This window comes from Marilutibacter chinensis, from assembly GCF_021725675.1.
GTDB classification, from domain to species: domain Bacteria; phylum Pseudomonadota; class Gammaproteobacteria; order Xanthomonadales; family Xanthomonadaceae; genus Marilutibacter; species Marilutibacter chinensis.
The window spans coordinates 137200-163135 of sequence record NZ_JAKJPO010000004.1 but is presented as its reverse complement, the minus strand read 5'-3'; the positions used below and the strand labels follow the sequence as shown (position 1 = coordinate 163135).

Annotated in this window: 22 protein-coding genes and 2 pseudogenes; 18 read left to right on the top strand and 6 right to left on the bottom strand. The window is 69.9% G+C overall.

The features are described 5' to 3' along the window. Positions 1 to 15: 15 nt before the first annotated feature. The 3 genes from yoaA to tsaB are packed head-to-tail and all read left to right on the top strand — an operon-like array spanning position 16 to position 3231. Positions 16 to 2061: a DNA repair helicase YoaA gene (yoaA, locus tag L3V18_RS09245; protein ID WP_237054393.1), complete on the top strand. Its 2046-nt coding sequence runs from the start codon at positions 16 to 18 to the stop codon at positions 2059 to 2061. A 10-nt stretch (positions 2062 to 2071) separates the two neighbouring features. Continuing rightward, entirely contained in the window at positions 2072 to 2506 is a 435-nt protein-coding gene (locus tag L3V18_RS09240) for a VOC family protein (protein WP_237054392.1), read from the top strand. Then, on the top strand, positions 2503 to 3231 hold the full coding sequence (tsaB, locus tag L3V18_RS09235; RefSeq protein ID WP_237054391.1) for a tRNA (adenosine(37)-N6)-threonylcarbamoyltransferase complex dimerization subunit type 1 TsaB: 729 nt from the start codon (positions 2503 to 2505) through the stop codon (positions 3229 to 3231). The genes L3V18_RS09240 and tsaB overlap by 4 nt, the downstream gene beginning before the upstream one ends. Positions 3232 to 3480: 249 nt before the next feature. Here the strand turns inward: tsaB and L3V18_RS09230 are convergent, their stop codons facing one another. Next, complete coding sequence (locus L3V18_RS09230; protein ID WP_237054390.1) at positions 3481 to 4350, bottom strand: energy transducer TonB; 870 nt, start codon at positions 4348 to 4350, stop codon at positions 3481 to 3483. A gap of 67 nt (positions 4351 to 4417) precedes the next feature. Continuing rightward, a complete protein-coding gene (gene gshB, locus L3V18_RS09225; RefSeq protein WP_237054389.1) occupies positions 4418 to 5389 on the bottom strand; it encodes a glutathione synthase in 972 nt (323 codons plus the stop codon). Between the two features lie 268 nt (positions 5390 to 5657). On the opposite strand from gshB, the gene L3V18_RS09220 reads away from it, so the two are divergent. The 5 genes and pseudogenes from L3V18_RS09220 to L3V18_RS19430 form a co-directional block, all read left to right on the top strand. Continuing rightward, positions 5658 to 6071: a response regulator gene (locus tag L3V18_RS09220; protein WP_111267216.1), complete on the top strand. Its 414-nt coding sequence runs from the start codon at positions 5658 to 5660 to the stop codon at positions 6069 to 6071. A gap of 18 nt (positions 6072 to 6089) precedes the next feature. Beyond that, positions 6090 to 6455, top strand: a complete 366-nt coding sequence (locus tag L3V18_RS09215) for a response regulator (RefSeq protein ID WP_237054388.1) — start codon at positions 6090 to 6092, stop codon at positions 6453 to 6455. A gap of 19 nt (positions 6456 to 6474) precedes the next feature. Further along, a pseudogene (locus tag L3V18_RS09210) lies at positions 6475 to 7026 on the top strand (chemotaxis protein CheW); the annotation flags it as partial. Positions 7027 to 7100: 74 nt separating this feature from the next. Continuing rightward, the gene (locus L3V18_RS09205; protein WP_237054387.1) at positions 7101 to 9110 is read left to right on the top strand and encodes a methyl-accepting chemotaxis protein; all 2010 of its coding nucleotides are present in this window, start codon (positions 7101 to 7103) and stop codon (positions 9108 to 9110) included. A gap of 100 nt (positions 9111 to 9210) precedes the next feature. Continuing rightward, positions 9211 to 11430 (top strand): annotated as a pseudogene (locus tag L3V18_RS19430) (Hpt domain-containing protein); the annotation flags it as partial. A gap of 958 nt (positions 11431 to 12388) precedes the next feature. On the opposite strand, the gene L3V18_RS19425 reads toward L3V18_RS19430, so the two are convergent. Then, a complete protein-coding gene (locus L3V18_RS19425) occupies positions 12389 to 12763 on the bottom strand; it encodes a pentapeptide repeat-containing protein (protein WP_425493507.1) in 375 nt (124 codons plus the stop codon). Positions 12764 to 12882: 119 nt separating this feature from the next. Here L3V18_RS19425 and L3V18_RS19420 point away from each other — a divergent pair, with 119 nt between their 5' ends. Genes L3V18_RS19420 through L3V18_RS09185 form a run of 4 tightly spaced genes read left to right on the top strand, consistent with a single transcriptional unit; the run spans position 12883 to position 18588 of the window. After that, positions 12883 to 15282 carry a response regulator gene (locus L3V18_RS19420; protein WP_425493506.1) on the top strand — a complete coding sequence of 800 codons (2400 nt, stop codon included), beginning with the start codon at positions 12883 to 12885 and terminating at the stop codon, positions 15280 to 15282. Then, positions 15275 to 16906, top strand: coding sequence for a chemotaxis protein CheB (locus L3V18_RS09195; RefSeq protein ID WP_237054385.1), 1632 nt, complete (start codon positions 15275 to 15277; stop codon positions 16904 to 16906). Before L3V18_RS19420 ends, L3V18_RS09195 begins: the two co-directional genes overlap by 8 nt. A 50-nt stretch (positions 16907 to 16956) precedes the next feature. Beyond that, entirely contained in the window at positions 16957 to 17457 is a 501-nt protein-coding gene (locus L3V18_RS09190; RefSeq protein WP_237054384.1) for a chemotaxis protein CheW, read from the top strand. 27 nt (positions 17458 to 17484) lie between these two features. Continuing rightward, the gene (locus L3V18_RS09185; protein WP_255783894.1) at positions 17485 to 18588 is read left to right on the top strand and encodes an acyltransferase family protein; all 1104 of its coding nucleotides are present in this window, start codon (positions 17485 to 17487) and stop codon (positions 18586 to 18588) included. 78 nt (positions 18589 to 18666) lie between these two features. Here the strand turns inward: L3V18_RS09185 and L3V18_RS09180 are convergent, their stop codons facing one another. Continuing rightward, positions 18667 to 19284 carry a LysE/ArgO family amino acid transporter gene (locus L3V18_RS09180; protein WP_237054383.1) on the bottom strand — a complete coding sequence of 206 codons (618 nt, stop codon included), beginning with the start codon at positions 19282 to 19284 and terminating at the stop codon, positions 18667 to 18669. Positions 19285 to 19386: 102 nt separating this feature from the next. Here L3V18_RS09180 and L3V18_RS09175 point away from each other — a divergent pair, with 102 nt between their 5' ends. Continuing rightward, entirely contained in the window at positions 19387 to 20283 is an 897-nt protein-coding gene (locus L3V18_RS09175; protein WP_237054382.1) for a LysR family transcriptional regulator ArgP, read from the top strand. A gap of 66 nt (positions 20284 to 20349) precedes the next feature. Here L3V18_RS09175 and L3V18_RS09170 read toward each other — a convergent pair whose 3' ends face one another. Then, positions 20350 to 21087, bottom strand: coding sequence for a 16S rRNA (uracil(1498)-N(3))-methyltransferase (locus L3V18_RS09170; RefSeq protein ID WP_237054381.1), 738 nt, complete (start codon positions 21085 to 21087; stop codon positions 20350 to 20352). Beyond that, positions 21084 to 22595: an adenosylmethionine--8-amino-7-oxononanoate transaminase gene (gene bioA, locus L3V18_RS09165; RefSeq protein WP_237054380.1), complete on the bottom strand. Its 1512-nt coding sequence runs from the start codon at positions 22593 to 22595 to the stop codon at positions 21084 to 21086. Before bioA ends, L3V18_RS09170 begins: the two co-directional genes overlap by 4 nt. Before the next feature lie 77 nt (positions 22596 to 22672). Between bioA and nudE the strand changes: the two genes are divergently transcribed. The 5 genes from nudE (at position 22673) to L3V18_RS09140 (ending at position 25911) form a co-directional block, all read left to right on the top strand. Then, complete coding sequence (nudE, locus tag L3V18_RS09160) at positions 22673 to 23224, top strand: ADP compounds hydrolase NudE (RefSeq protein ID WP_237054379.1); 552 nt, start codon at positions 22673 to 22675, stop codon at positions 23222 to 23224. A 149-nt stretch (positions 23225 to 23373) separates the two neighbouring features. Beyond that, on the top strand, positions 23374 to 24195 hold the full coding sequence (gene cysQ / locus L3V18_RS09155; protein WP_237054378.1) for a 3'(2'),5'-bisphosphate nucleotidase CysQ: 822 nt from the start codon (positions 23374 to 23376) through the stop codon (positions 24193 to 24195). A gap of 188 nt (positions 24196 to 24383) precedes the next feature. Then, the gene (gene mazG, locus L3V18_RS09150) at positions 24384 to 25202 is read left to right on the top strand and encodes a nucleoside triphosphate pyrophosphohydrolase (protein WP_237054377.1); all 819 of its coding nucleotides are present in this window, start codon (positions 24384 to 24386) and stop codon (positions 25200 to 25202) included. A gap of 56 nt (positions 25203 to 25258) precedes the next feature. Then, positions 25259 to 25606: a hypothetical protein gene (locus tag L3V18_RS09145; protein ID WP_237054376.1), complete on the top strand. Its 348-nt coding sequence runs from the start codon at positions 25259 to 25261 to the stop codon at positions 25604 to 25606. Then, a complete protein-coding gene (locus tag L3V18_RS09140) occupies positions 25606 to 25911 on the top strand; it encodes an Mpo1-like protein (protein ID WP_237054375.1) in 306 nt (101 codons plus the stop codon). Before L3V18_RS09145 ends, L3V18_RS09140 begins: the two co-directional genes overlap by 1 nt. The last annotated feature ends 25 nt before the right edge of the window (positions 25912 to 25936 follow it).

Genomic DNA, 25936 nt, shown 5'->3' with positions numbered 1-25936 from the left:
CGGGCGGTACGGTCGATGGCAGGACAGGATTCCCGGCTCGTCCGGGCTGTGCGGGAAGCGCTGGAGGAGGGCGGCGCGCTCGCCCGCAACCTCGATGCATTCGCCCCGCGCCCGGCCCAGCAGGCGCTGTCGGCCGCGGTCGCCGCCGCGTTCGAGTCCCGTGGGACGCTGATCGCCGAGGCCGGCACCGGCACCGGCAAGACCTTCGCCTACCTGGTGCCGGCGCTGCTGTCGGGGGTCAAGACCATCGTCTCAACCGGCACCCGTGCGCTGCAGGACCAGCTCTACCACCGCGACCTGCCACGCGTGCGCGACGCGCTCGGGGTCGGTCTGAAGACCGCGCTGTTGAAAGGGCGCGCCAACTACCTGTGCCATTACCGGTTGAACCAGGCGAAGGGTGAGCCGCGCTTCGCCAGCCGCGAGATGGTCGCGCAGTTCCAGCGTATCGTCGCCTGGGCCGGGCGCACGAAGATGGGCGACCTGGCCGAAGTCGAAGGGCTCGGCGAGGACTCGCCGCTGATTCCGGTGGTCACCTCGACCGTCGACAACTGCCTGGGCAGCGAATGCCCGTTCTTTTCCGACTGTTTCGTCGTCCAGGCCCGGCAGCGGGCGCAATCGGCCGATCTGGTCGTGGTCAACCACCATCTGCTGCTGGCCGACCTCGCGCTCAAGCAGGAAGGCTTCGGCGAGATACTCCCCGGCGCCCAGGCCTTCGTCGTCGACGAAGCCCATCAGCTGCCCGACCTGGCGTCGCAGTTCTTCGGCGAGGCGCTGAGTGCTCGGCCGCTGGTCGAGCTGGCGCGCGACACGGTCGCCGAGTGCAAGGAGGTGCCGGGCGCGCTGGCGGCGGTCCAGGATCCGGCGCGCGCGCTGGAACAGGCGGCCCGGGCGCTGCGCGCGGCGATGGACGACCTGCCGGTGCGCGGTACCCGCGCGCGCGCGCGGGAACTGGCCGTCGCCGAAGACGCGCTCGAGTCGCTGGCGCAGGCGCTGGCGGGGTTGTCGGCGGTGCTGGAGCCGCTGCGTGGTGCATCGCCGGGCTTCGAGGCCTGCACGTTCCGCGCCGGTGACTACCTGGCACGGCTGCAACGCTGGCGGGATATCGAGGGCGACGACCGGACGGCCCCGCCACCGCCCGATCCCGACGACCGGATGCCGCCCGGGGTTCCGGACGACGCCGACAGCGTGCGCTGGTACGAGCTGACCGCGCGCGGCTTCCGTCTCAGCCGTACCCCGCTCGACGTCGCCGGTCCGCTGGCCGAGCATCGCGAGCGTTCGAAGGCGGCATGGGTGTTCACATCGGCAACGCTCGCGATCGGCGGCGGGTTCGGGCACTACGCCGACAAGCTCGGCCTGGTCGAACCGCAGACCCTGCTCGCGCCCAGTCCGTTCGACTGGGAAACCCAGGCGCTGTGCTACCTGCCGCGCCGGATGCCGGACCCTGCATCGCGCGATTACGGCGAAGCGCTCATCGCCGCGGTGCGTCCGGTGCTGGAGGCCTCGAACGGGCGGGCATTCCTGCTGTTCGCATCGCATCGCGCGCTGCGCGAAGTCGCCGCTCTGCTGCGTGGCGGCGACTGTCCCTGGCCGCTGTTCGTCCAGGGCGAGGCGCCACGCGGCCTGCTGCTGGAGCGTTTCCGCGCGTCCGGCAACGGCGTGCTGCTCGGCGCGGCGAGCTTCCGCGAAGGCGTCGATGTCGCCGGGGACGCGTTGAGCGTGGTGGTGATCGACAAATTGCCGTTCGCCGCGCCCGACGACCCGGTGTTCGAGGCGCGGCTGGACGCGATCCGTCGCGGCGGCGGCAATCCGTTCCGCGACGAGCAGTTGCCGCAGGCGGTGATCGCGCTCAAGCAGGGCGCTGGCCGGCTGATCCGCAGCGAGCGCGACCGCGGGGTGCTGGTGCTGTGCGACCCGCGCCTGCTCGGGCGCAGCTACGGCAAGGTGTTCCTCGATTCGCTGCCGCCGTTGCCGCGCAGCCGCGATGCCGACGACGTCCGTGCGTTCTTTGGGCGAGAATGCGGAACCGACGCGCCCGCGCCGCGTGGTGCCGACCTGTTCTGAGGAGTCCGTGATGGCCGACGACAACGCCCGCGACAAGCCCCGCGTCCATGGCCTGGGAGGCGTGTTCTTCAAGGTCGGCGACCCCGCGGCGCTCGCCGCCTGGTATGCCGAGCACCTCGGCATCGGCATGCAGGACTGGGGCGGTGCGGTGTTCCCGTGGCGCCGTGACGACACCGGCGAGCGCGCGTACACGGTGTGGTCGCCGTTCAAGGCCGGCACCACGTATTTCCAGCCCAGCGACAAGCCATTCATGTTCAACTTCCGCGTCGACGACCTCGACGCGACCCTGGCCGCGCTGCGGGCGGAGGGCTGCAACGTGCTCGATCGCCGTGAGGACGGCGAGCAGGGCAGCTTCGGCTACGTGATGGATCCGGAAGGGCATCTGGTCGAGTTGTGGCAATCCGCAGCGGAGCCGGCCCCGGACCAGGATGGGGGCGGCGAATGAAGCTGCTGGCGCTGGAGACCGCCACCGAGGCCTGCTCGGTCGCGTTGTGGCTCGATGGCGAAGTGGTCGAGCGGTTCCAGATCGCGCCGCGCCGGCATGCCGAGCTGACCCTGCCATGGGCCGGCCAGTTGCTGGCCGAGGCCGGGATCGCGCGCACCCAGCTCGACGCGATCGCGCTCGGCCGCGGCCCGGGTGCATTCACCGGAGTGCGCCTGGCGATCGCCCTGGCGCAGGGGATGGCGCTGGCGCTGGACCGGCCGTTGCTCCCGGTGTCGACGCTGGCGGCACTGGCGATGCGTTCGGCCGGCAGGCACGTGCTTGCCGCGATCGACGCGCGGATGGGCGAGGTCTATGTCGCCGCGTACGAGCGGCATGACGGCGGCGCATCCGCGCCGCTGCCGTTCCGCTACGGCGAGGAGCGGGTCTTGTCTCCGGACGGGTTCGTGCTGCCGGCGGGCGCGCCCGCCGACGTGACCGACTGGCATGGCGTCGGCACCGGCTTCGCCGCGGTCGACGGTGCGCTGCGCCGGGTGCTGGATGGGCGTCTGGCCACGGTCGCCGAGCGGGAGCTGCCGCATGCCGCCGATGTCGTGCGTCTTGGCGCCGCCGCGTTCGAGCGCGGCGAGGCGCTGGCGCCCGAGCGTGTCGAGCCGGCCTACCTGCGCGACAACGTCGCCCTGACGCTGGCCGAGCAGCGGGCCCTGCGGGAGTCGCGGAGCGGGTAGTGCCCGTCCCGCCAGGCTCCGCGCAGGAGCGGCGCACGCCGCGATTCCCTGGCCGCGTCCGGGATCCCCCAGGGGTGCTGCGCAGACCCTGGGCCCCGACCTTGCGCTTCCACATCCCCTTTCGCGCCTGTGGCCAGAATTCCGTCCTGGCTCGGGGGCTGGGCTCCACGATCCAGGAGCGGCGTAAGCCGCGATCAGGCTTCCGTGAAGGCGACGATCGCAGCTGCGTCGTTGTCGGGGTGGGCTGCCCTAATCGTCGATCAGCTGCCCGCCCGGCATGAAGTTCCAGGTCCGGGTCACGTGGAGGACGTCCGGGTTTTCCTCGGTCTTCGGCAGCGGCGGGTAAGGCTCGGCGAGGCGGGCGATGCGCAGCGCGGAGGAGTCCAGCAGCGGGGTGCCGCTGCTCCTGACGATGTCGGCGCGCTCGACCGAACCGTCGCGCCGGATCGCCACGCTGATCACGACCTGGCCGCCGAGCCGGCGCCGGCGCGCCTCGTCCGGATAGTTCAGGTTGCCGATCCGCTCGACCCGGTCCACCCATTCGCGCAGGTAGGTCGCCCACGCGTATTCCTGGGTGCTGGCGGAGACGAACTTGCGCTTCGGCCGCTTGGCGTAGCGTTCCGAGCGCAGGTGTATCTCGGCTGCAAGCCGGGCCATCGCCATGTCGCGCTCGATCTTCTCTTCGCCATGCGGCAGCGGCAGGACGTCAGGATCGGGAGTGTCGCGTTCGCGCTCCACCGTCGATTCGCCGCGCGCGCTGCTGACCACCCGGGCGACGGGCTCGGGCTGCGCCTGCGGCGACTGCGCCCGCAACGGGCGCGGGGCCACGCCGGGCTGGTCCTGCGGCGCCGGGCCGGTCTGGTTGTCGCGCGGTCGGGTGCTCTTGTCGTGCTCGCCGCCGCCCTGGTTGCTGGCCTGGGCCAGGAAGTCGGCCTGTGCCTGGGTCAACGGGCTGCGGGTCTGGGTCAGGATCACGTCCAGCGTCGGTACCACCGGTGCGGCGCTCTCCAGCGCGAACCCCACACCGAGCAGCAGCATGCCGTGGACCAGCAGCGACAGCACCAGGGTGGCGGTCAGGCGGCCGTCTTCGGAAGCGGGCGGGGCGGCGAGGGTGGACACTGGCTTTGAAGATGGACGGGGTTGCTGGGGTATGGGCTGCTGGGTTGCGGGCAGGGGCGGTACAGCCTCAGCCCTCGGCTCTCGGCCCTTGCTCGCCGGCCCTTGCCTCGATGGCATCGAACAGCATGCCGGCGATGTTGATGCCGTAGGCGGCGTCGATCTCGCGGATGCAGGTCGGGCTGGTCACGTTGACCTCGGTCAGGTAATCGCCGATCACGTCCAGGCCGACGAACAGCATCCCGCGCCGCTTCATTTCCGGGCCGACCTGGGCGGCGATCCAGCGGTCGCGCTCGCTCAGTGGCCGCGCCTCGCCGCGGCCGCCGGCGGCGAGGTTGCCGCGGAACTCGTCGCCCTGCGGGATACGCGCCAGGCAGTAGTCGACCGGTTCTCCGTCGACCAGCAGGATGCGCTTGTCGCCGTCGGCGATCTCCGGCAGGTAGCGCTGCGCCATCGCCAGGCGGCGGCCGCCCTCGGTCAGGGTCTCCAGGATCACGTTGAGGTTGGGCTCGCCGGCGCGGGCCCGGAAGATCGAGCGCCCGCCCATGCCGTCGAGCGGTTTGAGCACCGCCTCGCCGTGTCCGGTGACGAAGGCCTTCAGCGAGGCCGCGTCGCGGGTGACCAGGGTCGGCGGGCAGCATTCGGGGAAAAGCAGCGCGGCCAGTTTCTCGTTGTAGTCGCGCAGACCCTGCGGGTCGTTCACCACCATCGCCCCGGCGAGCTGGGCGATGCCGAGGATCTGGGTGTCGTGGATGTACTCGGCGTCGACCGGCGGGTCCTTGCGCATCAGCACGATCTGTCCGCGCCCCAGCTCGAAATGTGACGGTTCTCCCATTTCGAACCATCCAGCCGGGTCCTCTCGCACCGTCAGCGGGGCCGCGAGCGCGGTCGGGCGGCCGTCGCGCAGCGACAGCCCGCCGGGCAGCACGTAGTGCAGGCGATGCCCGCGGCGCTGCGCTTCCAGCAACATGGCGAAGGTAGAGTCCTTGGCGATCTTGATGGATCCGATCGGGTCCATCACGACGACGATGTCGAGCGGCATGGCGGGCGCTGTGGCGGAGAGACGGCGATGGTAGCAGGGGTGCGGGCCGGGATTGACGACCGCGACCGTCGCCGGACGATACCGCGGCGCATGCATGGCGGTCGGCCGCGTTGCGGTTTCCGTGAAACCGGCCTGTTTAGCATGTTTGCCGTGAACTTTGTGCTTGACAGTGGCTGTCAGGCTTGGAATAAAGGCGGGTATCGCGAGGCGTCGCGATGTTCGACATAACTATGGCGCCCGCATTTGGGGAAATCCCGGGGAAGCAGGAATGTTTGACGAGGGCCGTACAGGCAGTCTCGATGGGTTGCGGGTCATGGTGATCGATGACTCCAAGACCATCAGACGCACCGCAGAGACGTTGCTGAAACGTGAGGGCTGTGACGTGGTCACCGCCATCGATGGATTCGAAGCACTGGCGAAGATCGCCGACCAGCAGCCGCACATCATCTTCGTGGACATCATGATGCCGCGCCTGGATGGGTATCAGACCTGCGCGCTGATCAAGAGCAACCAGCTGTTCAAGGGCACCCCCGTGATCATGCTGTCGTCCAAGGACGGGTTGTTCGACAAGGCACGTGGCAGGATCGTCGGTTCCGAGCAGTACCTGACCAAGCCTTTCACGCGCGAGGAACTGCTCGGCGCGATCCGCACGCACGTCCACACCGAAGCACACAACGCCTGACCGGGGGGTAGGGCAACGATGGCACGCATTCTTCTGATCGAGGATTCGCCGACCGATACGGCGGTCCTGACCCAGTTGCTCGAACGCAACGGCCACCAGGTACTGGCGTCCGGGAACGCCGAGGACGGCATCGACGTCTGTCGCCGCGAGCTTCCGGACCTGGTGCTGATGGACGTGGTGCTGCCCGGCATGAACGGGTTCCAGGCGACGCGCGCCCTGTCCCGCGACGCCGATACCAAGCACATTCCGGTGCTGATCGTCAGCACCAAGGGCATGGACACCGACAAGGCCTGGGGTCTGCGCCAGGGGGCGAAGGACTACATCGTCAAGCCGCCCCGCGAGGACGAGCTGGTCGCGCGCATCAACGACCTGCTGGGCGATTGAGGCAGGCGTGGCCACGCAGATGACTCCGTTCGAGGTATTGGCCGACTACGAGCGGCGCAGCCTTTCGCATGTGGTGGGCCTGCCTGAGCAGATCGACGCGCCGGGCATGTGGCGCGGCGTCGGCTACCGCATCGGCGGCCACCGGCTCGCCTCGGGCTTCGACGAGGTGATCGAGATCCTCACGCTGCCCCAGGTCACCCCGGTGCCGGGTGCGCAGCCGTGGCTGTTAGGGCTGGCCAACGTGCGCGGCAACCTGCTGCCGGTCGTCGACCTGAAGCAGTTCCTCGAAGGCGAGCGCACCGTCCTGCACGAGGGGCAGCGGATCCTGCTGGTGCGCCAGTCCGGCGGCAACGTCGCGGTGCTGATCGACGAACTGTACGGCCAGCGCAGCTTCATCGAGGAGCACATGATCGATGCGCAGCCGCCCTCCGACGGGGCGGGCGAGAACCCGACGATCGCCGGCCGCTATCAGCACTTCATCGATCGCGCCTACCGGCTCGACGACGCCACCTGGGGCATATTCAGCCTCGACAGACTCACCCGTACACCCGAATTCAGGCAGGCTGCCTCGGACATGCCGCGTGCCGAACACCTTGCCGGACCAGGCAATCGCAACGCACTTGAGGTCGAATCATGAGCAGTGACATGAATAACGCTGTGGGCAAGGTCCGCCAGTACGGCGTCAATACCTGGCTGACGGTGCTGGGCATCGCCCTGCTGGTGTTCGGCCTCAATACCGGCTACTCGATCTACAAGGCGTCCCGCCTCGGCGGCGCCAGCTCCGCGGCCTCGGACTTGCGCGTGCTGTCGCAGCAGCTCGCGGTGCAGGGCCGAGCGGCGGTCGGTGGTGACCAGGCGGCGTTCACCGCGTTCAAGACGACCAAGGCCGAGATCGACGAGCACGTCTCCAGCCTGAACGCGAACTTCGGCAGCACCGCCGGCGTCGCGGGACCGATCAAGAGCGTGTCCGACACCTGGGCGCCCCTGGGCAAGGGCGCCGACCAGCTGATCGCGAGCGAGCAGGCGGTGCTGGGCTTCGCCGGCAACGCCAACAACTTCAGCGCCAAGGTGCCGCAGCTGCAGGCCAACCTCGACGAGCTGGTCCGCGCGATGTCGTCCAGCGGCTCGTCGTCATCGCAGGTCTACTACGCACTGCGCCAGGTCGTGCTGTCCGGTACGATCGCCCGCCGCATCACCGAGATCCAGGCCGGCGGCAGCGGCGCGACGATGGCTAGCGACGCGCTCGCCCGCGACGTGCTGGTGTTCGACAACGTCCTTACGGGCCTGCGCAACGGCGCCGAGAACCCGAGCATCACCGCGCTGACCAACTCCGGGGCGGTCGCCGCGCTCGGCCAGGTCGAGGCGCTGTGGGCGGAGATGAAGAAGGACGCCGACGCGATCCTCGCCGCTTCGCCCGATCTGTCGCAGGCGCAGACTTCGGTCGCCACGATCACCGAGGGCGCCGACACCCTGCTGAGCGAAAGCGACGCGCTGTTCAACGCGTTCACCGCCTTCGGCTCGCTGAAGGACACCAGCCTGCTCGGCAACATCTGGATCAGCATCGTGTCCGGTGCGATCGCGCTGCTCGCCATCGTGCTGCTGGTGGTGTCGCTGAACACCGCGCAGAGGCAGCGCTACCTGACCACCAAGGAACTCAACGACCGCAACCAGGAGGCGATCATGCGCCTGCTGGACGAGATGGGCTCGCTCGCGGAAGGCGACCTGACCGTGAAGGCGACCGTGACCGAGGACATGACCGGCGCGATCGCGGACTCGATCAACTTCGCCGTCGAACAGCTGCGAAGCCTGGTGCAGACGATCACCGACACGTCGGTGCAGGTCGCCTCCAGCGCCCAGGAGACGCAGGCGACCGCGATGCACCTGGCCGAGGCCGCCGAGCACCAGGCGCAGGAGATCAACTCCGCCTCCAGCCGCATCAGCGAAATCGCGCAGAGCATCAACCAGGTTTCGCGCAACTCCGCCGAGTCCGCGGACGTGGCGCAGCGCTCCGTGCAGATCGCGACCAAGGGCGCGGGCGTCGTGCGCCAGACGATCGCCGGCATGGACAACATCCGCGACCAGATCCAGGAGACGTCCAAGCGAATCAAGCGCCTGGGCGAAAGCTCGCAGGAAATCGGCTCGATCGTCGAACTGATCAACGACATCTCCGAGCAGACGAACATCCTCGCGCTGAACGCCGCGATCCAGGCGGCGTCGGCGGGCGAGGCGGGCCGCGGCTTCGCGGTGGTGGCGGACGAAGTGCAGCGACTCGCGGAGCGCGCGTCCAACGCGACCAAGCGAATCGAGACGCTGGTCCAGACAATTCAGTCCGATACCAACGAAGCTGTGAGCTCGATGGAACAGACGACATCCGAGGTGGTCGCCGGTGCGCGCCTGGCCGAGGACGCGGGTACCGCGCTGGGTGAGATCGAAAAGGTGTCGTCCGATCTGTCCGGGTTGATCCAGGGCATCTCCAACGCCGCGCAGCAGCAGACCAGCGCTGCGTCGAACATCACCGAGACCATGAACACCATCCAGTCGATCACCGCACAGACCTCGCAGGGCGCCAGCCAGACGGCGCAGTCGATCGGAAACCTGGCCCAGCTCGCCGCCGACCTGCGCCGTTCGGTCGCCGACTTCAAGCTCCCGGCCTGACGCGCGGGGCCGGCAGTACGATGAGCGAGCCGAGCATGTTCGATTCCCGGACGCACACATTGCACAGGTCGCGCCGCCGCGCAGGAGCGGAGGGGCGCGCATGACCGTGATGAGCGACGCGATCGACACCACCACGCTTGGCTGGATCAAGCCCGAGCTGGACCAGACTCTGCGACAGGCGCGCGAGGAGATCGAGGCGTTCGCCGAGAACCAGGGCGACACCTCGCGGATGCGCAGCTGCGCCGCCCACCTGCACCAGGTGCACGGCACGCTGAGGATGGTCGAGCTGTACGCCCCGGCGATGGTCGCCGAGGAAATGGAGCGGCTGTCGCTGGCGTTGCTGCATGGCGAGATCGACAACCGCGAAGAGGCCTGCGCGGTGCTGATGCGCGGCGCGGTGCAGCTGCCGGACTATCTGGAACGCCTGCAGGGCGGTCACCGCGACATCCCGATCGTGCTGCTGCCGCTGCTCAACGAACTGCGTGCCACACGAGGCGAGGTCGGCCTCAACGAGAGCGTGCTGTTCGCGCCGAATCTCGACCGGCCGCTGCCGGACACTTTGCCGATGCCATCGTCCGGCGCCGTCAGCGAAGCGGCCTCGGCATCGCATCTGGGTGCATTCCGCCAGGCCCTCGCCGACTGGCCCGAGAACGGCGGTCCGGCCGATCCGGCGGGACTGGTCGCGGCGATCGAAGGCCTGCTCTCCGACGTCACCATCGAACGCCTGCGCCGCATGCTGTGGGTCGCGCATTCGGTGGCCTGTGCGATCCGCGACCAGGCGCAGCAGCCGACCCGCGCGCTGCGCCAGGCCTTCGGCGGCGTCGAACGCGAGGCGCGGCAGATGCTGGAGGGCGACGATTTCAGCGGTCCGCGCAGCACGCCTGCGGCAGAGCCGACCCGCCAACTGCTCTACCACGTCGCCCACAGCTCGGCCAGCCACCCGGGCCTGGACGGCCTGCGCAAGACTTTCGACCTCGACGCCCAGGTGCCGAGCGAATCCGAACTGGAGCACGCGCGCGGCAGTCTCAGTGGACGCAACCGCGAGCTGCTGGACACCGTCTCCGCGGCGATCAAGGAAGACCTGTTGCGGGTCAAGGACGCGCTCGACCTGTATCTGCGCACGAACCAGAGCGATGTCGACGCGCTGAGCCCGCAGGTGGACGTGCTGACCAGCGTTGCCGACACCCTGGGCATGATGGGGCTGGGCATGGCGCGCAATGTCGTCGTCCAGCACCGCGACACGCTGCGCCAGGTCGTCACCGGCCAGCGGCCGGCCGACGAGAACGTGCTGCTCGATGTCGCCGGCGCGCTGCTGTACGTCGATGCGACCCTCGACGACCAGGTCTCGCGGCTCGGCCATGTCGACGAGAAGACCGAGGACAGCCTGCTTGCCAGCGAATCGCGACGGGTGCTCGACGTGGTCGTGCGCGAGGCGATCGCGAACTTCAGCGATGCGCGGCAGTCGTTCGTCGCCTTCGTCGAGACCAACTGGAGCCACGACGAGCTGGCCGAGGTGCCGCGCCTGCTGGAGGAGGTCAGCGGTGCGATGCGCATGCTCGAGCTGCCGTTGCCGGGCGAGTACCTGACCGGGCTGCGACGCTATACCGAGGCCGAGCTGCTGGAGAAGCGGCGGGTCCCCAGCGGTCCGCAACTCGACACGATGGCCGACACCCTGGCCAGCCTGGAGTACTACCTCGAAGCGGTGCGCGAACAGCGGCCGAACCGCGACCGCATCCTCGACATCGCCCGGCAGAGCCTGGAGGCCCTCGGCTACTGGCCGATCCCGGACAGCGCCGCGCACGTCGCCGCCGGCGAGGTGCCCGGAGCGGTCGGCATCGACGAGGAAACCCGGCAGGCGGTTTCCCAGGCCCTGGCCGGCGTCATGTCGCAGGATGCGCCTGCGACGGCGCCCATCGGCGTGCCTGTCGCGCCGGCAGCCGGGGCCGGCGTGCCCGCGGCCCCGGCCGAGGCGGCCGCTCCGGCGGCGTCCGCACCGGCAGCGATCAGCGGCGCCGAGGGCGGCTTCGAGCAGAACGAGGACATCGACGACGACATCCGCGAGGTCTTCCTCGAAGAACTGACCGAAGAGATGGCGCACCTCGGTGCGCTGCTGCCGGTGTGGCAGGAGGAACCCGACAACCCCGAGCGCCTGCGCCCGATCCGTCGCGTGTTCCATACCCTCAAGGGCAGCGGCCGCCTGGTCGGCGCGCGCGCGCTGGGCGAGTTCAGCTGGAAGGTCGAGAACATGCTCAACCGCGTGCTGGAAGGCACGCGCCCGGCCAGTCCGGCGGTCATCGCGATCGTCGGGCAGGCCTTCGACGTACTGCCGCAACTGCACGCGGCGCTGGCGGGCACCGCGCCGGTCAGCGCCGACCTGGCCGGCATCGAGGCCGTTGCTGATCGCGTCGCCGCCGGCGAGGAGGTGTTCTACACCGCGCCGGCGCCTGTATCCGAAGACGCGGCTGCGGAAGCGCCGGTCGAGGCTGCTCCGGCGGTGGAAGAACCGGAGACCACCGCGCAGGCAGGCGGGGAGCCGGCGGCGGACGAACCGGTGGCGGCCGGGGTCGCCGCCGACTTCGCGGTGGAGGATGCCCGGGCCGATGGCGTGCCGGCCTCGGTCGATGCGGTGCTGCTCGAAATCCTCGATGCCGAGGTCACCGGGCACCTGTCGACGATCGAGACCTGGATCGACCGCGCGCAGGCCGCGCCGCAGCCGGTCAACGATGGCCTGCAGCGCGCGATCCACACGCTCAACGGTGCATTCGCGATGACCGAGGTGCCGGTGATCACCGAGATCACCGGTCCGACCGAGGGCTATGTCAAACGCCTGCTCGTGCAGGGAGAAGCGGTCGGCGCTGAGGGCGTGGCCGCCCTGGCCCTGGTCGCGGATGCGATCCGCCGGACGCTGGCCGCGCTGAAGACACCGGAGCCGCGGGTACCGGTATTCGAAGGCCTGGCCACGCGTGTCGCGGCGCTGCGCGATGCATTGCCGAACGTGCAGCCGGCACCGCCCGAGCTGGTGGAGCCGGCCGAAGCGGCCGATTCCATGGACGCGATCGAGCTGGACTCGCTGGATCTCAGCGGCTTCGCCGACCGCGCCGACGAGGCGGTGCCGGAGAATCTGCTGCGTCCTACCGCGGCTGTCGAGGAGGAGCTGGCCGAGGCCGCACGGATCGAGGCGGAGCGCCTGGAAACCGAGCGGTTGGCGGCCGAGCGCCTGGAAACCGAACGGCTGCAGGCCGAACGCGCCACGATCGAGCAGGCCGAGGCCGAGCGCATCAGGGCCGAGCGTGCGGAAGCCGAGCGTCTCGAAGCCGAGCGTCTCGAAGCCGAGCGTCTCGAAGCCGAACGTCTCGAAGCCGAACGTCTCGAAGCCGAGCGCCTCGAAGCCGAGCGCCTCGAAGCCGAACGTCTCGAAGCCGAACGTGCCGAAGCCGAACGTCTCGAAGCCGAGCGCCTCGAAGCCGAACGTCTCGAAGCCGAACGTGCCGAAGCCGAACGTCTCGAAGCCGAACGTCTCGAAGCCGAACGTCTCGAAGCCGAACGTCTCGAAGCCGAACGTCTCGAAGCCGAACGTCTCGAAGCCGAACGTCTCGAAGCCGAACGTCTCGAAGCCGAACGTGCGAAGGCCGAGGAAGAGGCGGAGTACGCACGCCTGGAAGCCGAGTACGCCGAGCAGGCGCGGCAGGCGGCGGTCGACGCCGAAGCCGCGGCAGAGCCGGGATCCGGTGGCGAAGCCGCCACGGCGATCGAGCCCACTGCCGCCCATGCGATGCTGGCGGCGCTGGCGGTCGAGGCCGATCCGGAGCAGCCGCTCGACGTCGGCGGACTCGACATGGAACTGGTCGACATCTTCGTCGAGGAAGGTGGCGACCTGCTCGACCACTCCGATGGCCTGCTCGCGCGCCTGCGCGAGGTACCGGAAGACCGCGATGCGCTGACCGGCCTGCAACGCGACCTGCATACGCTGAAGGGCGGTGCGCGCATGGCCGGGATCATGGCCGTGGGCGAGCTCGGCCACGTGATGGAGTCGCTGCTGGAGGCCGTGGCCGAGCAGCGGCAGGTGCTTGGCCGCGACGGCGTGCCGCTGCTGGAGCAGGGATTCGACCGTCTGCACGCGATGATCACCCGGGTCGGCGAACACCAGGCGATCGCGATGCCGGACGCCCTGATCGCCGAGTTCGAGGCCCGCGCCCGTGGCGTCACCACGCTGGGCGCGACGGATTCGACGGATGCGCAGCAGCCTGCGGCGGTCGAGCCGCAGCGGCAGGCCGAGCCGGCGCCGGCGTTGCGTCCGCTATCGGAGCCGATCGGCGACGAAGTGCTCGGCGACGACGACGAGATCACCGTCCGCGTGCCGCAGGAGCAGGTCCGCATCCGCGCCGACCTGCTCGATCGCCTGGTCAACTACGCCGGCGAGGTCGCGATCTATCGCGCACGCCTGGAGCAGCAGCTGGGTGCGTTCCGCGCCGCCATCAGCGAGATGGCGCAGACCAATACCCGCATGCGCGACCAGCTGCGCCGCCTGGAGATCGAGACCGAGGCCCAGATCGTCGCGCGCTATCAGCGCGAGACCGACAGTGGTGAGCAGGCGTTCGATCCGCTCGAGCTGGACCGCTTCTCCACGCTGCAGCAGCTGTCGCGTGCGCTTTCGGAGTCGGCGGCCGACCAGGGCAGCCTGCAGCAGACGCTCGACGACCTGACCCGCCAGTACGAAACCCTGCTGTTGCAACAGTCGCGGGTGAGCTCCGAGCTGCAGGAAGGTCTCATGCGCACGCGCATGGTGCCGATCGACGGCATGCTGCCGCGCCTGCGCCGGGTGGTTCGCCAGGCGGCGGGCGAACTCGGCAAGCACGTCCAGCTCAGGCTGGAAGGCTCGCAGGGCGAGCTCGATCGCAACGTGCTCGAACGCATGACCGCGCCGCTGGAGCACATGCTCCGCAACGCGGTCGCGCACGGCCTGGAGACTCCGGCCGAGCGCAGGAAGGCCGGCAAGTCCGAGGAAGGCAGCATCCGCATCGCGGTGCGGCGCGAGGGCTCCGAGGTCGTGCTGGTCGTCGGCGACGACGGCCGCGGCCTGGATCGCGACGCGATCCGCCGGCGCGGCATCGAGCGCGGCCTGATCGGCGAGAGTGCGGCGCTCGCCGATGGCGAGCTCGACATGCTGATCCTCGAGCCGGGCTTCTCGACCGCCAGCGAGGTCAGCCGGCTCGCCGGCCGCGGCGTCGGCATGGACGTGGTCGCCAGCGAGGTCCATCAGCTCGGCGGCAGCCTCGACATCCATTCGGTGCCGGGCAGGGGCGTCACCTTCACCCTGCGCCTGCCGCAGACGCTGGCCGTCACCCAGGCGGTGTTCGTCAAGATCGGCGAGACCTCCTTTGCCGTGCCGATCGCGTCCGTGCAGGGCGTCGGACGCGTCGCGCGCGACGTGCTCGAAAGCGCGTCGCCGACCTACGAGTACGGCGGCGAGGAATACGCGGTGCACGACCTCGGCGAGTTGATCGGCCATGCGCCGGCCAAGGCCGAGGGCCACCTGCAGATGCCGGTGCTGTTGATCCGATCCGGCGAGCTGCGCGCCGCGGTCTGCGTCGACCAGGTGGTCGGCAACCGCGAGATCGTGGTGAAGACGATCGGCCCGCAGGTCGCTTCGGTGCCCGGCATCTTCGGCGCGACCATCATGGGCGATGGTCGCGTGGTCGTGATCCTCGACGTCGCTCCGCTGGTGCGTCGCCGCAACGCGCTGCCGCGCGATGTCGTCATCGAGCCGCCGCAGGTCGTGGAGAGCCGGCGGGTGCCGCTGGTCATGGTGGTCGACGACTCGGTCACGATGCGCAAGGTCACCGGCCGCGTGCTCGAACGCCAGGGCTTCGAGGTCGCCACCGCGAAGGACGGCGTCGACGCACTCGAGCGGATGGCCGAGCTGGTGCCGGACCTGATGCTGCTCGACATCGAGATGCCGCGCATGGACGGTTACGAACTGGCGACGCAGATGAAGGGCGATGCACGCCTGCGCGAGGTGCCGATCGTGATGATCACCTCGCGTACCGGCGAGAAGCACCGCCAGCGCGCGCTGGAGATCGGCGTCAACCGTTACCTCGGCAAGCCATACCAGGAGCCGGAGCTGTTGCGCAACGTCTACGAACTGCTGGGGATCGAGCAGAAGCATGACTGAACCGGTGCGCCGCGTAGCCCTGCTTGTGCGCCACGCCGCCGCCGGAGAGCGGCTGCGGACGCTGCTGGCCGAAGCCGGTATCGAGAGCGTGTTGCAGGGCGACCCGACCGAGATCGCGGTCGAGTCGTTGACCGAGGCCAGCCCCGAGGTGGTCCTGGTCGCGCTGGATCCCGACATCGAGGACGCGCTGGAGCGGTTCGACTCGGTGCTCGGCAATCCGGGCATCGACGTGATCTACGAGGAGGCGGAACTCGCCGCGGCCCGCGAGGGCTGGGAGGCGGCGCGCTGGAAGCGCCACCTGCTGGCCAAATTGCAGGGACACGACCGCGTGCTGCCACCCAGGCCCGACGGTAGCCATGACGAACCGGGACTGCGGTTGCAGAGCGCGCCGGATGTCAGCGACGAGGACTACGCCGCGTTCGACCCGATCGCGGATGCCGCTGGCCCGTTGGACGAGTGGTCCAATGCCACCGAAGCGGCTGCGAACGTCACGCCAGCGGCAATGACATTGGCCGAGCCGGAGGCGTCGTCCGCGGCTTCGGTTTCCGGCGAGGTCGCCGAAGACGCAGCCGCGCTGGAGAGCTTCGAGGTCAGCTACGCATTCGACCCGGTGAACGCGGAAGGCGCCGATGCTGGCGGCGGTGCGGGCGACGGCTTCTCGCCGGGACTGGAGATCAGTTTCGAATCCGACGGCATCGAACTGGACGCGGGCGAGGAAACCGAGTTCGGCGACGGCGGTACCGGCGGCTTCGAGATCGTGTTCGATGAAGGCGGTGATACCGCCAGCACGGCGCGTGGCAGCGACCAGGAGCCGATCCTCGGCCTCGACGAACACCTGCGCAGTCTCTCGCTCGACGAGCCGCAGAACGAGGACGCAGGCGATGATGCACCGGTGGCTTCCGTGATATCGGAACGCGACGCCCCGGCGGCCGACGGGATCTCGATGACGACCACGGGTTTCGGCGAGTTGACGCTCGACGACGGCACCGGGAGCTACGCCACCGCCGAAACCCGGGCTGCCGACGAGCGCTTTGGCCGCGACCTGGCCGACCTGGACCAGCGCATCGCTTCGCTTGAGCTGGTCGAGGACCACGCCGCCGGAGGCGGGCTGCCTGGTGCGGTGCTGGTGCTGGCCGGGATCGGCGGACCGGATGCGGTGCGCCAGCTCCTCGGCGCGCTGCCGGTGGATTTCCCACGTCCGGTGCTGGTGCAGCAGCGTCTCGACGGCGGGCGCTACGACCGCCTCGTCGCGCAGATGCAACGGGCGACCACGTTGCCGGTCCATCTGGCCGAACCGGGTCGCATGGCGATGGCTGGCTTCGTCTATGTGCTGCCGGCCGGGCTCGGTCTCGAATCGGTCGCGGAGGGCCTGCGTTTCCTGGCCGAGGGCGAGGTGCTGTCCGCGCTGCCGTCCGCGGACAGTGCGGTGCTGATGCTCAGCGGCAGCGATCCGGCCGACGTCGATGCCGTGCTCAAGCACCGCATCGGTGGTGCGCTGGTCGCCGGCCAGTCGCCCGAGGGCTGCTACGACCCGGCCGCGCCCGACCAGCTGGCGGTACGCGGAGGTGAACTCGCGCCGCCGGCGGAGCTCGCGCTGCGGTTGGCCGGGCGCTGGCCCGGTTGAGGCCGGGCCACGTGAGTTCAGGCCAAGAAAGTATCGCCGAGGAAGCATCGATGTCCGACTCCCGTTCCAATCCGTCCACGGCTCCGGCCAACGACATCCGTGGCGTGCTGATCCAGGTGGCGCGGGCGCGCGTGCTGCTGCCGAATGCGACCATTGCCGAGGTGCTGTCCTACGCGCCGCCGGAGCCGCTCGCCGAGGGCGGCCCGGGCTGGCTGCTCGGGCGCATCCGCTGGCATGGCTGGCGGGTGCCCCTGGTCGCGTTCTCGGCGCTGGCCGGCATCGCCGACGAACAGCCGGGACTGGGCAGCAAGGTCGTGGTGCTGAAGGCGTTGGGCGGAAATCCGAGGGCGCCGTATTTCGCGATCGTCGCGCAGGGCTTCCCGCGGCTGGTGACCGTCAATCGCGCCGGTCTCGGCGTCGATACCGATCAGGGCGACCTGCCGGATGGCGTGCTGGCGCGGGTGCTGCACAACGACGAGCCGGCGCTGCTGCCGGACCTCGCCTTCGTCGAGGCGCGGATCGCCGAAGCGGTCGCCGGCCAGGCGGCCTGAGTCCGCAAGGGCCGCGGTCCCGCATCGTTGGCGAGCGCCTCGCCCGTCCAGACGCCATCCTCCGCTCCGCCGTCGCGCTTCGCATCGGTCGACGCGCTGCGCGGGATCACCGTGGCAGCGATGCTGCTGGTCAACAATCCGGGTGACTGGGGCCACGTGTACGCGCCGCTGCTGCACGCCGACTGGCATGGATTCACCCCGACCGACCTGATATTTCCGCTGTTCCTGTTCATCGTCGGGGTCTCGCTGAGCCTGGCGCTGGGACGACAGCTCGAAAAGGGTGTCGCTGCCGGAGTCCTGTTGCCGGCGGTGCTCGGGCGAGCCGCGCGGATCGTGGGGCTGGGCCTGTTCCTGCACCTGTGCGCATGGTGGGCATTCGATCTGGAGCACTACCGGGTGATGGGCGTGCTGCAGCGGATCGGTCTGTGCTATCTCGCGGCGGCGGTCGTTGCGCTGTGGTTGCCGGCACGGTTGCAGTGGGTGCTGCTGGCGACGCTGCTGGCCGGCTACGCCACGCTGCTCGCGGCCGGCGGCTCGCTGGAACCGTTCGCCAACATCGCCAGCCGTGTCGACACCCGGGTGCTGGGAGAGCATCTCTATCGATACGACGCCGGCAGCGGGCAGGGGCACGATCCGGAAGGGATCGTCAGCACGCTGGGCGCGCTGGCCTCGACGGTACTCGGCCTGCGTGCCGGCGACTGGCTGCGCCGTGGTCGAGGTCTCAGGGTCGGCTGGGCCGCACCGGTGCTGCTGGTACTGGGCGCGGTCTGGGCGCCGTGGCTGCCGTGGAACAAGAACCTGTGGACACCGTCGTACGTGCTGTGGTGCGGCGGCCTGGCCTGCGCCCTGCTCGCGCTGTGTCACTGGCTGGTCGACCTGCGCGGCTGGCCTCCGCTTGGCCGGGCGTTCGGAGTGAACGCGATCGCGGCCTACGCCGGTTCGGCCTTCATGCTCTATGGCCTGGCCGCGGCCGGTTGGCTGGAACCGGTGTACCGGCATGTTTTCGCCGGCTGGATGACGCCGCGCTTCGGGCCGTACCTGCCTTCGCTGGCCCATGCGCTCGCCTTCGTCGCGGTCTGGTGGGCGGTGGTGCGCTGGCTCGATGCGCGCCGGATCCATTTCAAGGTCTGATGAGCGACTCGTACGCGTCCGTGTCACACGGGCATGGCGCGATCGGAGAAATCGCGAGCGCAGGCGCTGCGGTCGTCGTCATTCGAGCGGACGCAACAGCAAGAGCAGGCACAGGACCAGCATGAACACCGCGATCGATGCATCCAGGACACGCCACGCGGCCGGGTTGCGGAATACCGGCCGCAGCAGGCGTGCGCCGTAGCCGAGGCCCGAGAACCACAACACGCTGGCGGCGCAGGCGCCGGCCGCGAACGCCCAGCGCGCCGCTTCCGGATAGCGCGTCGAGAGGCTTCCCAGCAGCACCATGGTGTCGAGATAGACGTGCGGATTGAGGAAGGTGAACGCAAGGCAGGCCAGCATTACGCGGCGCCAGTCCGTCTCGCCATCGGAGGCCGGCAAGAGCGTCCCCGTGCCACGAAGCGCCCGTTGCGCCGCCATCAGTCCATAGGCGCACAGGAAGACGGCACCGCCGAAGCGCAATGCCTGCAGGAGCCACGGCCAGTGCCGGATCAGCGAACCGATCCCGGCGACGCCCGACAGGATCAGGCCGGCATCGCCCAGCATGCAGATGGCGACCACGAGACCGACGTGGCGGCGTTGCAGACCCTGGCGCAGGACGAAGGCATTCTGCGCACCGATGGCAACGATCAGGCCGGCACTGGCGGCGAAGCCGGCGGCCGCGGCGGCGAGAAACATGGGCATGTCCCGGTGGTGGAGCGGGCAGCCTGTCGCCTGGCGCAGGATCAGGCCAGCTGATTTTTCTGTAGGCTGTTAAGCAGAACTTATCAGGGGCCCGGCATGGATCTGATCCACCCCCAACTCGCCGCCTTCGCCGCCGTGCTGGAGGAGGGCAGTTTCGAGGCCGCCGCACGGCGCCTTTCGGTCACGCCCTCGGCGGTGTCCCAACGGATCAGATCGCTGGAGGACCGGCTGGGACAGGTGCTGGTGGTGCGCCAGGCACCCTGCCGGCCGACGCCGGCCGGCGAACGGCTGCTGAGCCGGGTGCGACCGATGCAGGTCCTGGAAGCCGAGGCACTGGCCGACTTCCTGCCGGAACAGGGCACGGCCGCGTCCATGCGCACGATCGCGATTGCGGTCAACGACGATTCGCTCGAAACCTGGTTCCTGTCCGCGTTGTCGCGGCTGCACCGGCAGCACGGCTATCTGTTCGACGTCCTTGTGGACGACCAGGACCATACGCTCGACCTGCTGCGCAGCGGTTCCGTGCTGGGCGCGGTCACCGCCGAATCGAAGCCGCTGCAGGGATGCAACGTCCATGCGCTCGGGGCGATGCGCTATCGGGCGATCGCCTCGCCGGAGTTCGCGACGCGGTACTTCTCCGCCGGCGTGCACGCGGCGGCGTTGGCTCGTGCGCCGATGATCGTGTTCAACCGCAAGGATGCGCTGCAATGGCGATTCGTTCGCCGAGTCACGCGCGCACGGCTGGCGCCGCCGGTCCACTACCTGCCGACGGCCACCGGTTTCGTCGACGCCGCCGCGCGCGGCCTGGGCTGGTGCATGGCGCCCGAATCGCTGATCGAGCCGGCATTGCAGGCACGGAAGGTCGTGGTCCTGGAGGCGGAGAAATGGCTGGACGTGCCGCTGTTCTGGCAGCATGCGGCGGTCCGGTCGGTGACGCTGCAGCGGATCAGCCAGGCGATGCGCGAAGCCGCCGCCGGCGCATTGCGTGCCTGAAGGCGGCCACGGAGCGATTCAGCGCCGGGACGCCTGCGTGGGCCATCGGACCACGCCGCGCTCCGATCAGCCAAGGTCGCCGAAACGCGCCTGCAGGGCGGCGATCGCGGCAAGACCGGCGGTTTCGGTGCGCAGTATCCGCGGCCCGAGCCGCAGGCCGCCGAAGCCGGCCGCCCGCAGCTGCTCGCGATCGCGTGGCGACCAGCCGCCCTCCGGGCCCACCGCCAGCACCACCGTCGAAGCCGGCCGCACCGCAAGCGTGGACAACGCGGCATCGCCGTCCGGGTCGAGCGTCAGACGCAGCGCACCGTCGGGCAGCGAGGCAGTGGCACGGTCGAGCGCGACCGGCGCGGCGACATCCGGCACCTGAGCTCGTCCGCTCTGCTCGCAGGCCGCAGCCACCACGCTGCGCCAGTGGGCCAGGCGCTTCTCGGCGCGGGCGCCGTCGAGCCGGACCTCGCTGCGCTGCGACCACAGCGGCACGATCGTGGCGACGCCGAGTTCGGTCGCCTTCTGCAGGATCAGGTCCATCTTCTCGCCGCGGGCGACGCCCTGCAGCAACACGACCGACAATGGCGACTCGCGATCGACGGCGGTCGCCGCCCCGACCGCGACCCGCAGCTGGCGCTTGCCGGCCGCGACGATACGCGCGGCATAGTCGTGGCCGTCGCCGTTGAACAGCACGCAGGCGTCGCCGACCCCGAGCCGCAGCACCCGCGCCAGATGCGCGGCCGCTCCCTCCGGCAGATCGATTTCCCGTCCCGGGACAAGTGCGGCGTCGATGTGGATGCGGGTCAGCCTCATGCGCCGGCCCCGGCCGTGGCGGCATCGATCGCGGCGACCGTGGTGGTGGCGAGCAGGTCCAGCGCCTCCTCGTCGATGCAGTACGGAGGCATCCAGTACAGCACGTCGCCGAGAGGGCGCAGCAGGACGCCGTCGCCGCGACCGCCGTTCGCCATCGCGGCGCGGTAGGCGTGCAGTCCGACCCGCATCGACGGGTCGAACGGCGTGGCCTTGTTGCCGTCGCGGGTCAGTTCGAAGGCGATCACCATGCCGGCCTGGCGGACATCGGCGACGTGCCGGTGTTCACGCAGCGGCTCCGCCAGCGCGGCCATGCGCGCTGCGGTGACGCGGTTGCGGGCGATCACGTCGTCCTGCTCGAAGATGCGGAGCGTCGCCAGCGCGGCGGCACAGGCCAGCGGGTTGCCGGTGTAGCTGTGCGAATGCAGGAAGGCCTTCTCGCGCGACTCGTCGAGGAAGCCCTCGTAGACGGTATCGGTGGTCAGCACCGCCGCCAGCGGCAGTGAACCTCCGGTCAAGCCCTTGGACAGGCACAGGAAGTCGGGGACCACCCCGGCCTGTTCGCAGGCGAACATCGTGCCGGTGCGGCCGAAGCCGACCGCGATCTCGTCGGCGACCAGGAACACGCCGTGCCGGTCGCACAGCTCGCGTGCCAGCTTCAGGTACAGCGGGTCGTGCATGCGCATGCCGCCCGCGCACTGAAGGCGTGGCTCCAGGATCAGCGCACAGACCTCGCCGGCATGGCGCTCGAGCAGCCCGCGCAGCGCGTCGGCCGCGCGTCGGGCACGGTCGGCGGCGGATTCCCCGGGCTCGCACAGGTAGGCGTCGGGGGAGGGGGCGAACAGCGCCTCGGCCAGCAACGGCGCATATACGCGGCGGTACAGCGGGATGTCGCCGACCGCCAGCGCACCCAGGGTCTCGCCGTGGTAGCCCCCCTCCAGCGCGATGAACTTGTGACGCCCCTCGATGCCGCGGTTGCGGAACCAGTGGAACGCCATCTTCAGCGCGACCTCTACGCCGGCCGAGCCGTTGTCGGCGTAGAACACCTTGCCGAGGGCTGTCTTGCCGGGAGCCACCCCGGTCGGCGACGCGCGCTCCCCGCTTGCGGGAGAATCTCCGCACGGAGCGATCGCCAGCAGCCGCTCGGCCAGTTCGACCGCCGGCGCGTGCGAGCAGCCGGCCAGGATCACGTGTTCCAGGGTCAGCGCCTGTTCGGCGATCGCCGCGGCGATGCGCGGCTCGGCATGCCCGAACAGGTTGGTCCACCAGCTGCTGACCGCATCCAGGTAGCGGCGGCCGTCGCGGCCGACCAGCCAGGGGCCGTCGCCGCGCGCGACCGGCAGCAGCGGCAGCAGGCCGTCTCCGTCCTGCGCGCCGGTGCCGCCGTGCAGGTGTTCGCGCATCTGCGTGCATGGATGCCAGAGCACCGCGAGGTCGCGCTGGCGCCAGTGCCGGGCTTCGTCGACACCGGCCTCTGCTAGCATCGCGGGATCGTGATTCGTCTTCTGCATGCCGCCATTATCGTGTCTGTCGCGCCGTTTTCCCGAATCGGGGCCGGCCGGTGCCGTCGCGCGCCGGGCGGGCCGCCATGAGCCGTCGTCTGCCGACCATCCACGGCATCACCGAGCACGATGCCGGTCCTTATCGCCTCGAACGGCTGGACCTGGAGTTCGGCAACGGCGAGCGTCGCCGCTACGAGCGCCTGCACGGCCGCGGCCATGGCGCGGTGGTGGTGGTGCCGCTGATCGACGACGACACCGTGCTGCTGGTGCGCGAGTATGCGGCCGGAGTGCATCGCTACGAGCTGGGCCTGGTCAAGGGCCGCATCGACGCCGGCGAGACGCCGCTGCAGGCGGCCGATCGCGAGCTCAAGGAAGAGGCGGGCTACGGCGCCCGCTCGATCACCGTGCTGCGTGCGCTGACCCTGGCGCCGACCTACATGAGCCACGAGGCGCACCTGGTGGTCGCCCGCGACCTGTATCCCGAACGCCTGCCCGGCGACGAGCCGGAGGAGCTGGAGGTGGTGCCATGGAAGCTCGATGCGCTGCACGAACTGATCCTGCGCGAGGATTTTTCCGAGGGGCGCTCGATCGCCGCGCTGTTCATCGCCCGCGAGTGGCTGCGGATGCAGGCGCGATGAGGCCGCGCGTGGCAGCGCGACGCACGCGGCCTGCCGCAACCCCGCAGGAGCGGCGTGAGCCGCGATCGGGCCTTCCGATGAAAGGCGCATCGCGGCTTGCGCCGCTCCTGCGCGAACAAACCAGAAGTCCGAGAGGAGACAACAGCCCGATGATTGCCGATGAACTGCGCGAGCAGGTGATCCAACTGGCCTACCGTGCCGCCGACGCGATCCTGGAGGTCTACGACAGCGAGTTCGCGGTGCAGCACAAGGACGATCGTTCGCCGCTGACGGCGGCCGACCTGGCCTCGCACCGCTGCATCGTCGACGGCCTGGGCGCGCTCACTCCGCAGATCCCGGTGTTGTCGGAGGAGTCCGCCGACGAGGTACCGCTGGCCGAGCGGCGCAGCTGGTCGCGGCTGTGGGTGGTCGATCCGCTCGACGGCACCCGCGAGTTCATCAAGCGCAATGGCGAGTTCACCGTCAACATCGCCCTGGTCGAGGACGGCGAGCCGGTGTTCGGGGTCGTGCAGGCGCCGGTGACCGGACGCGCCTGGCATGGTGGTCGCGGCCTGGGTGCGTTCCGCCGCGAGAAGGGCGGCGCCGATGCCGCAATGCGGGTCCGCAGCCCCGCGCTGGCGCCGCTGAAGGTGGCCGCCAGCCGCTCGCATCGCGACGAGCGCACCGAGGCCTTCATCGGACGGATGGCGGAAAGCGTCGCGGGTGCGATCGAACCGGTCGGGCTGGGGTCGTCGCTGAAGTTCTGCTGCCTTGCGGAGGGCGGCATGGACGTCTACCCGCGCTTCGGGCCGACCAGCGAATGGGACACCGCCGCCGGGCAGTGCGTGCTGGAGGGTGCCGGCGGCGCGGTGCTCGATCCGCAGGGCCGGCCGTTCCGCTACAACCAGCGCGATACCCTGCTCAACGGCAATTTCATCGCCCTCGGCGACCCGGCGTTGCCGTGGAGGGACTGGGTAGGCGAGCGCGTCTAGCAGATGCCCTGTCGGCTCCGCTGCGCTCGCGCACGTCCGGCCAGGGCTGGTCGGCCGGGCGTTCCGGTGTCGGCGCGGTTCCGCCATGGAGGGCAGCGGCAGTCCCGGAGAGGCAATGGATGCCATGCCGGTATCCGTCGGTCCCGCACGCGCCGCCACTGACGGCAGGCGTACTCCCGGAGTGAGAGATGACTGAGGGAACGAACGACATTCAACGCCTGCTCGAGATCATGGCGCGCCTGCGCGACCCGCAGCGTGGCTGTCCGTGGGACGTCGAGCAGGACTTCGCCAGCATCGCGCCGTACACGATCGAGGAGGCCTACGAGGTCGCCGATGCGATCGACCGCGGCGACATGGCCGACCTGAAGGACGAGCTCGGCGACCTGTTGCTGCAGGTCGTGTTCCATGCGCGCATGGCCGAGGAGCAGGGCGCGTTCGCGTTCGCCGACGTGGTCGCGGCGATCAGCGACAAGATGGTGCGGCGGCATCCGCACGTGTTCGGGGATGCCAGTGTTGCGGACGCCCGCGCGCAGACCGTGGCCTGGGAAGCTCAGAAGCGGCGCGAGCGCGAACAGGGTGGCGAGACCGACACGTCGGCGCTGGCCGGTGTCGCCCGCGGATTGCCGGAATGGCAGCGGGCGGTGAAGTTGCAGAAGCGGGCGGCACGGGTGGGTTTCGACTGGCCCGGCATCGACCCGGTGCTGGCCAAGCTGACCGAGGAGATCGGCGAGGTCCGCGCCGAATTCGACGCGGACGGGCGCGCGCCCGTCGATTCCGCGGCAATGAACCGGCTGGAGGAGGAGGTCGGCGATCTGTTGTTCGTCGCCGCGAACGTTGCCCGCCACGCCGGCGTCGACGTCGGCAACGCGTTGCGCCGCGCCAATCTCAAGTTCGAGCGGCGGTTCCGCGCGATGGAGGCGATGGCCGTCGCCAACGGCACCCCCCTTGAGAACCTGCCGCTGGACGCGCAGGATGCCTACTGGGAGCGGGCCAAGGCAGGCGAATGACGCCGACGTCCCGCTGCCGGGACAATCAAGTCACTGGACATCATGCCGGGGGGCTTATGAGCTGGTGGTCGAAACTGTTCGGCAGGCGCAGGCAGGCCGTGGGCGAACATGCGGTGATCGTGTCCTTCGAATACGGGTCCACCGACCTGGAGCCGCTGCTGGCGTTGGGCGAGCGCCTGCGCGAGGTCGTCGAGAAGGCCGGGACCGGCGAGTACGACGGTCACGAGATCGCCGAGGACGGCAGCGATGGCGCCTTCTTCCTGTACGGCCCGGATGCCGACCGGTTGTTCGAGAGCGTCCGCCAGACCCTGCTGGCCAGCGGCCTGCTCAGGCGGCCCAGCGTGCGCCTGCGCTACGGCGAGGCCGGCCGCAATGCCCCGGAAACCGTGCTCGGGATCGGCTGATGACGACGCGATTCGACAGCTTCCGTGAGTTCTATCCGTTCTATCTGAGCGAACACCGCAACCGCACCAGCCGCCGCCTGCACTTCATCGGCAGCTGCGGGGTGCTGGCGCTGGTCGCGGTCGCGATCCTGCAGTCCAACGCCTGGTGGCTGTTGGCGGCGCTGGTCTGCGGTTACGGTTTCGCCTGGGTCGGGCATTTCTTCTTCGAGAAGAACCGCCCGGCGACCTTCCGCCATCCGCTGTATTCGTTCGTCGGCGACTGGGCAATGTTCAAGGACATTCTGAGCGGCAAGATCCCGTTCTGAGACTGTCGTCACGTCCTTGCCGGAG

Bases quoted from the DNA above. Each gene is read 5' to 3' on its own strand.
- yoaA (WP_237054393.1), top strand. From the start codon at position 16: ATGGCAGGACAGGATTCCCGGCTCGTCCGGGCTGTGCGGGAAGCGCTG.
- L3V18_RS09240 (WP_237054392.1), top strand. From the start codon at position 2,072: ATGGCCGACGACAACGCCCGCGACAAGCCCCGCGTCCATGGCCTGGGA.
- tsaB (WP_237054391.1), top strand. From the start codon at position 2,503: ATGAAGCTGCTGGCGCTGGAGACCGCCACCGAGGCCTGCTCGGTCGCG.
- gshB (WP_237054389.1), bottom strand. From the start codon at position 5,389: ATGCCGCTCGACATCGTCGTCGTGATGGACCCGATCGGATCCATCAAG.
- L3V18_RS09220 (WP_111267216.1), top strand. From the start codon at position 5,658: ATGTTTGACGAGGGCCGTACAGGCAGTCTCGATGGGTTGCGGGTCATG.
- L3V18_RS09215 (WP_237054388.1), top strand. From the start codon at position 6,090: ATGGCACGCATTCTTCTGATCGAGGATTCGCCGACCGATACGGCGGTC.
- L3V18_RS09205 (WP_237054387.1), top strand. From the start codon at position 7,101: ATGAATAACGCTGTGGGCAAGGTCCGCCAGTACGGCGTCAATACCTGG.
- L3V18_RS19420 (WP_425493506.1), top strand. From the start codon at position 12,883: ATGCTGGCGGCGCTGGCGGTCGAGGCCGATCCGGAGCAGCCGCTCGAC.
- L3V18_RS09195 (WP_237054385.1), top strand. From the start codon at position 15,275: ATGACTGAACCGGTGCGCCGCGTAGCCCTGCTTGTGCGCCACGCCGCC.
- L3V18_RS09190 (WP_237054384.1), top strand. From the start codon at position 16,957: ATGTCCGACTCCCGTTCCAATCCGTCCACGGCTCCGGCCAACGACATC.
- L3V18_RS09180 (WP_237054383.1), bottom strand. From the start codon at position 19,284: ATGTTTCTCGCCGCCGCGGCCGCCGGCTTCGCCGCCAGTGCCGGCCTG.
- L3V18_RS09175 (WP_237054382.1), top strand. From the start codon at position 19,387: ATGGATCTGATCCACCCCCAACTCGCCGCCTTCGCCGCCGTGCTGGAG.
- L3V18_RS09170 (WP_237054381.1), bottom strand. From the start codon at position 21,087: ATGAGGCTGACCCGCATCCACATCGACGCCGCACTTGTCCCGGGACGG.
- bioA (WP_237054380.1), bottom strand. From the start codon at position 22,595: ATGCAGAAGACGAATCACGATCCCGCGATGCTAGCAGAGGCCGGTGTC.
- nudE (WP_237054379.1), top strand. From the start codon at position 22,673: ATGAGCCGTCGTCTGCCGACCATCCACGGCATCACCGAGCACGATGCC.
- cysQ (WP_237054378.1), top strand. From the start codon at position 23,374: ATGATTGCCGATGAACTGCGCGAGCAGGTGATCCAACTGGCCTACCGT.
- mazG (WP_237054377.1), top strand. From the start codon at position 24,384: ATGACTGAGGGAACGAACGACATTCAACGCCTGCTCGAGATCATGGCG.
- L3V18_RS09145 (WP_237054376.1), top strand. From the start codon at position 25,259: ATGAGCTGGTGGTCGAAACTGTTCGGCAGGCGCAGGCAGGCCGTGGGC.
- L3V18_RS09140 (WP_237054375.1), top strand. From the start codon at position 25,606: ATGACGACGCGATTCGACAGCTTCCGTGAGTTCTATCCGTTCTATCTG.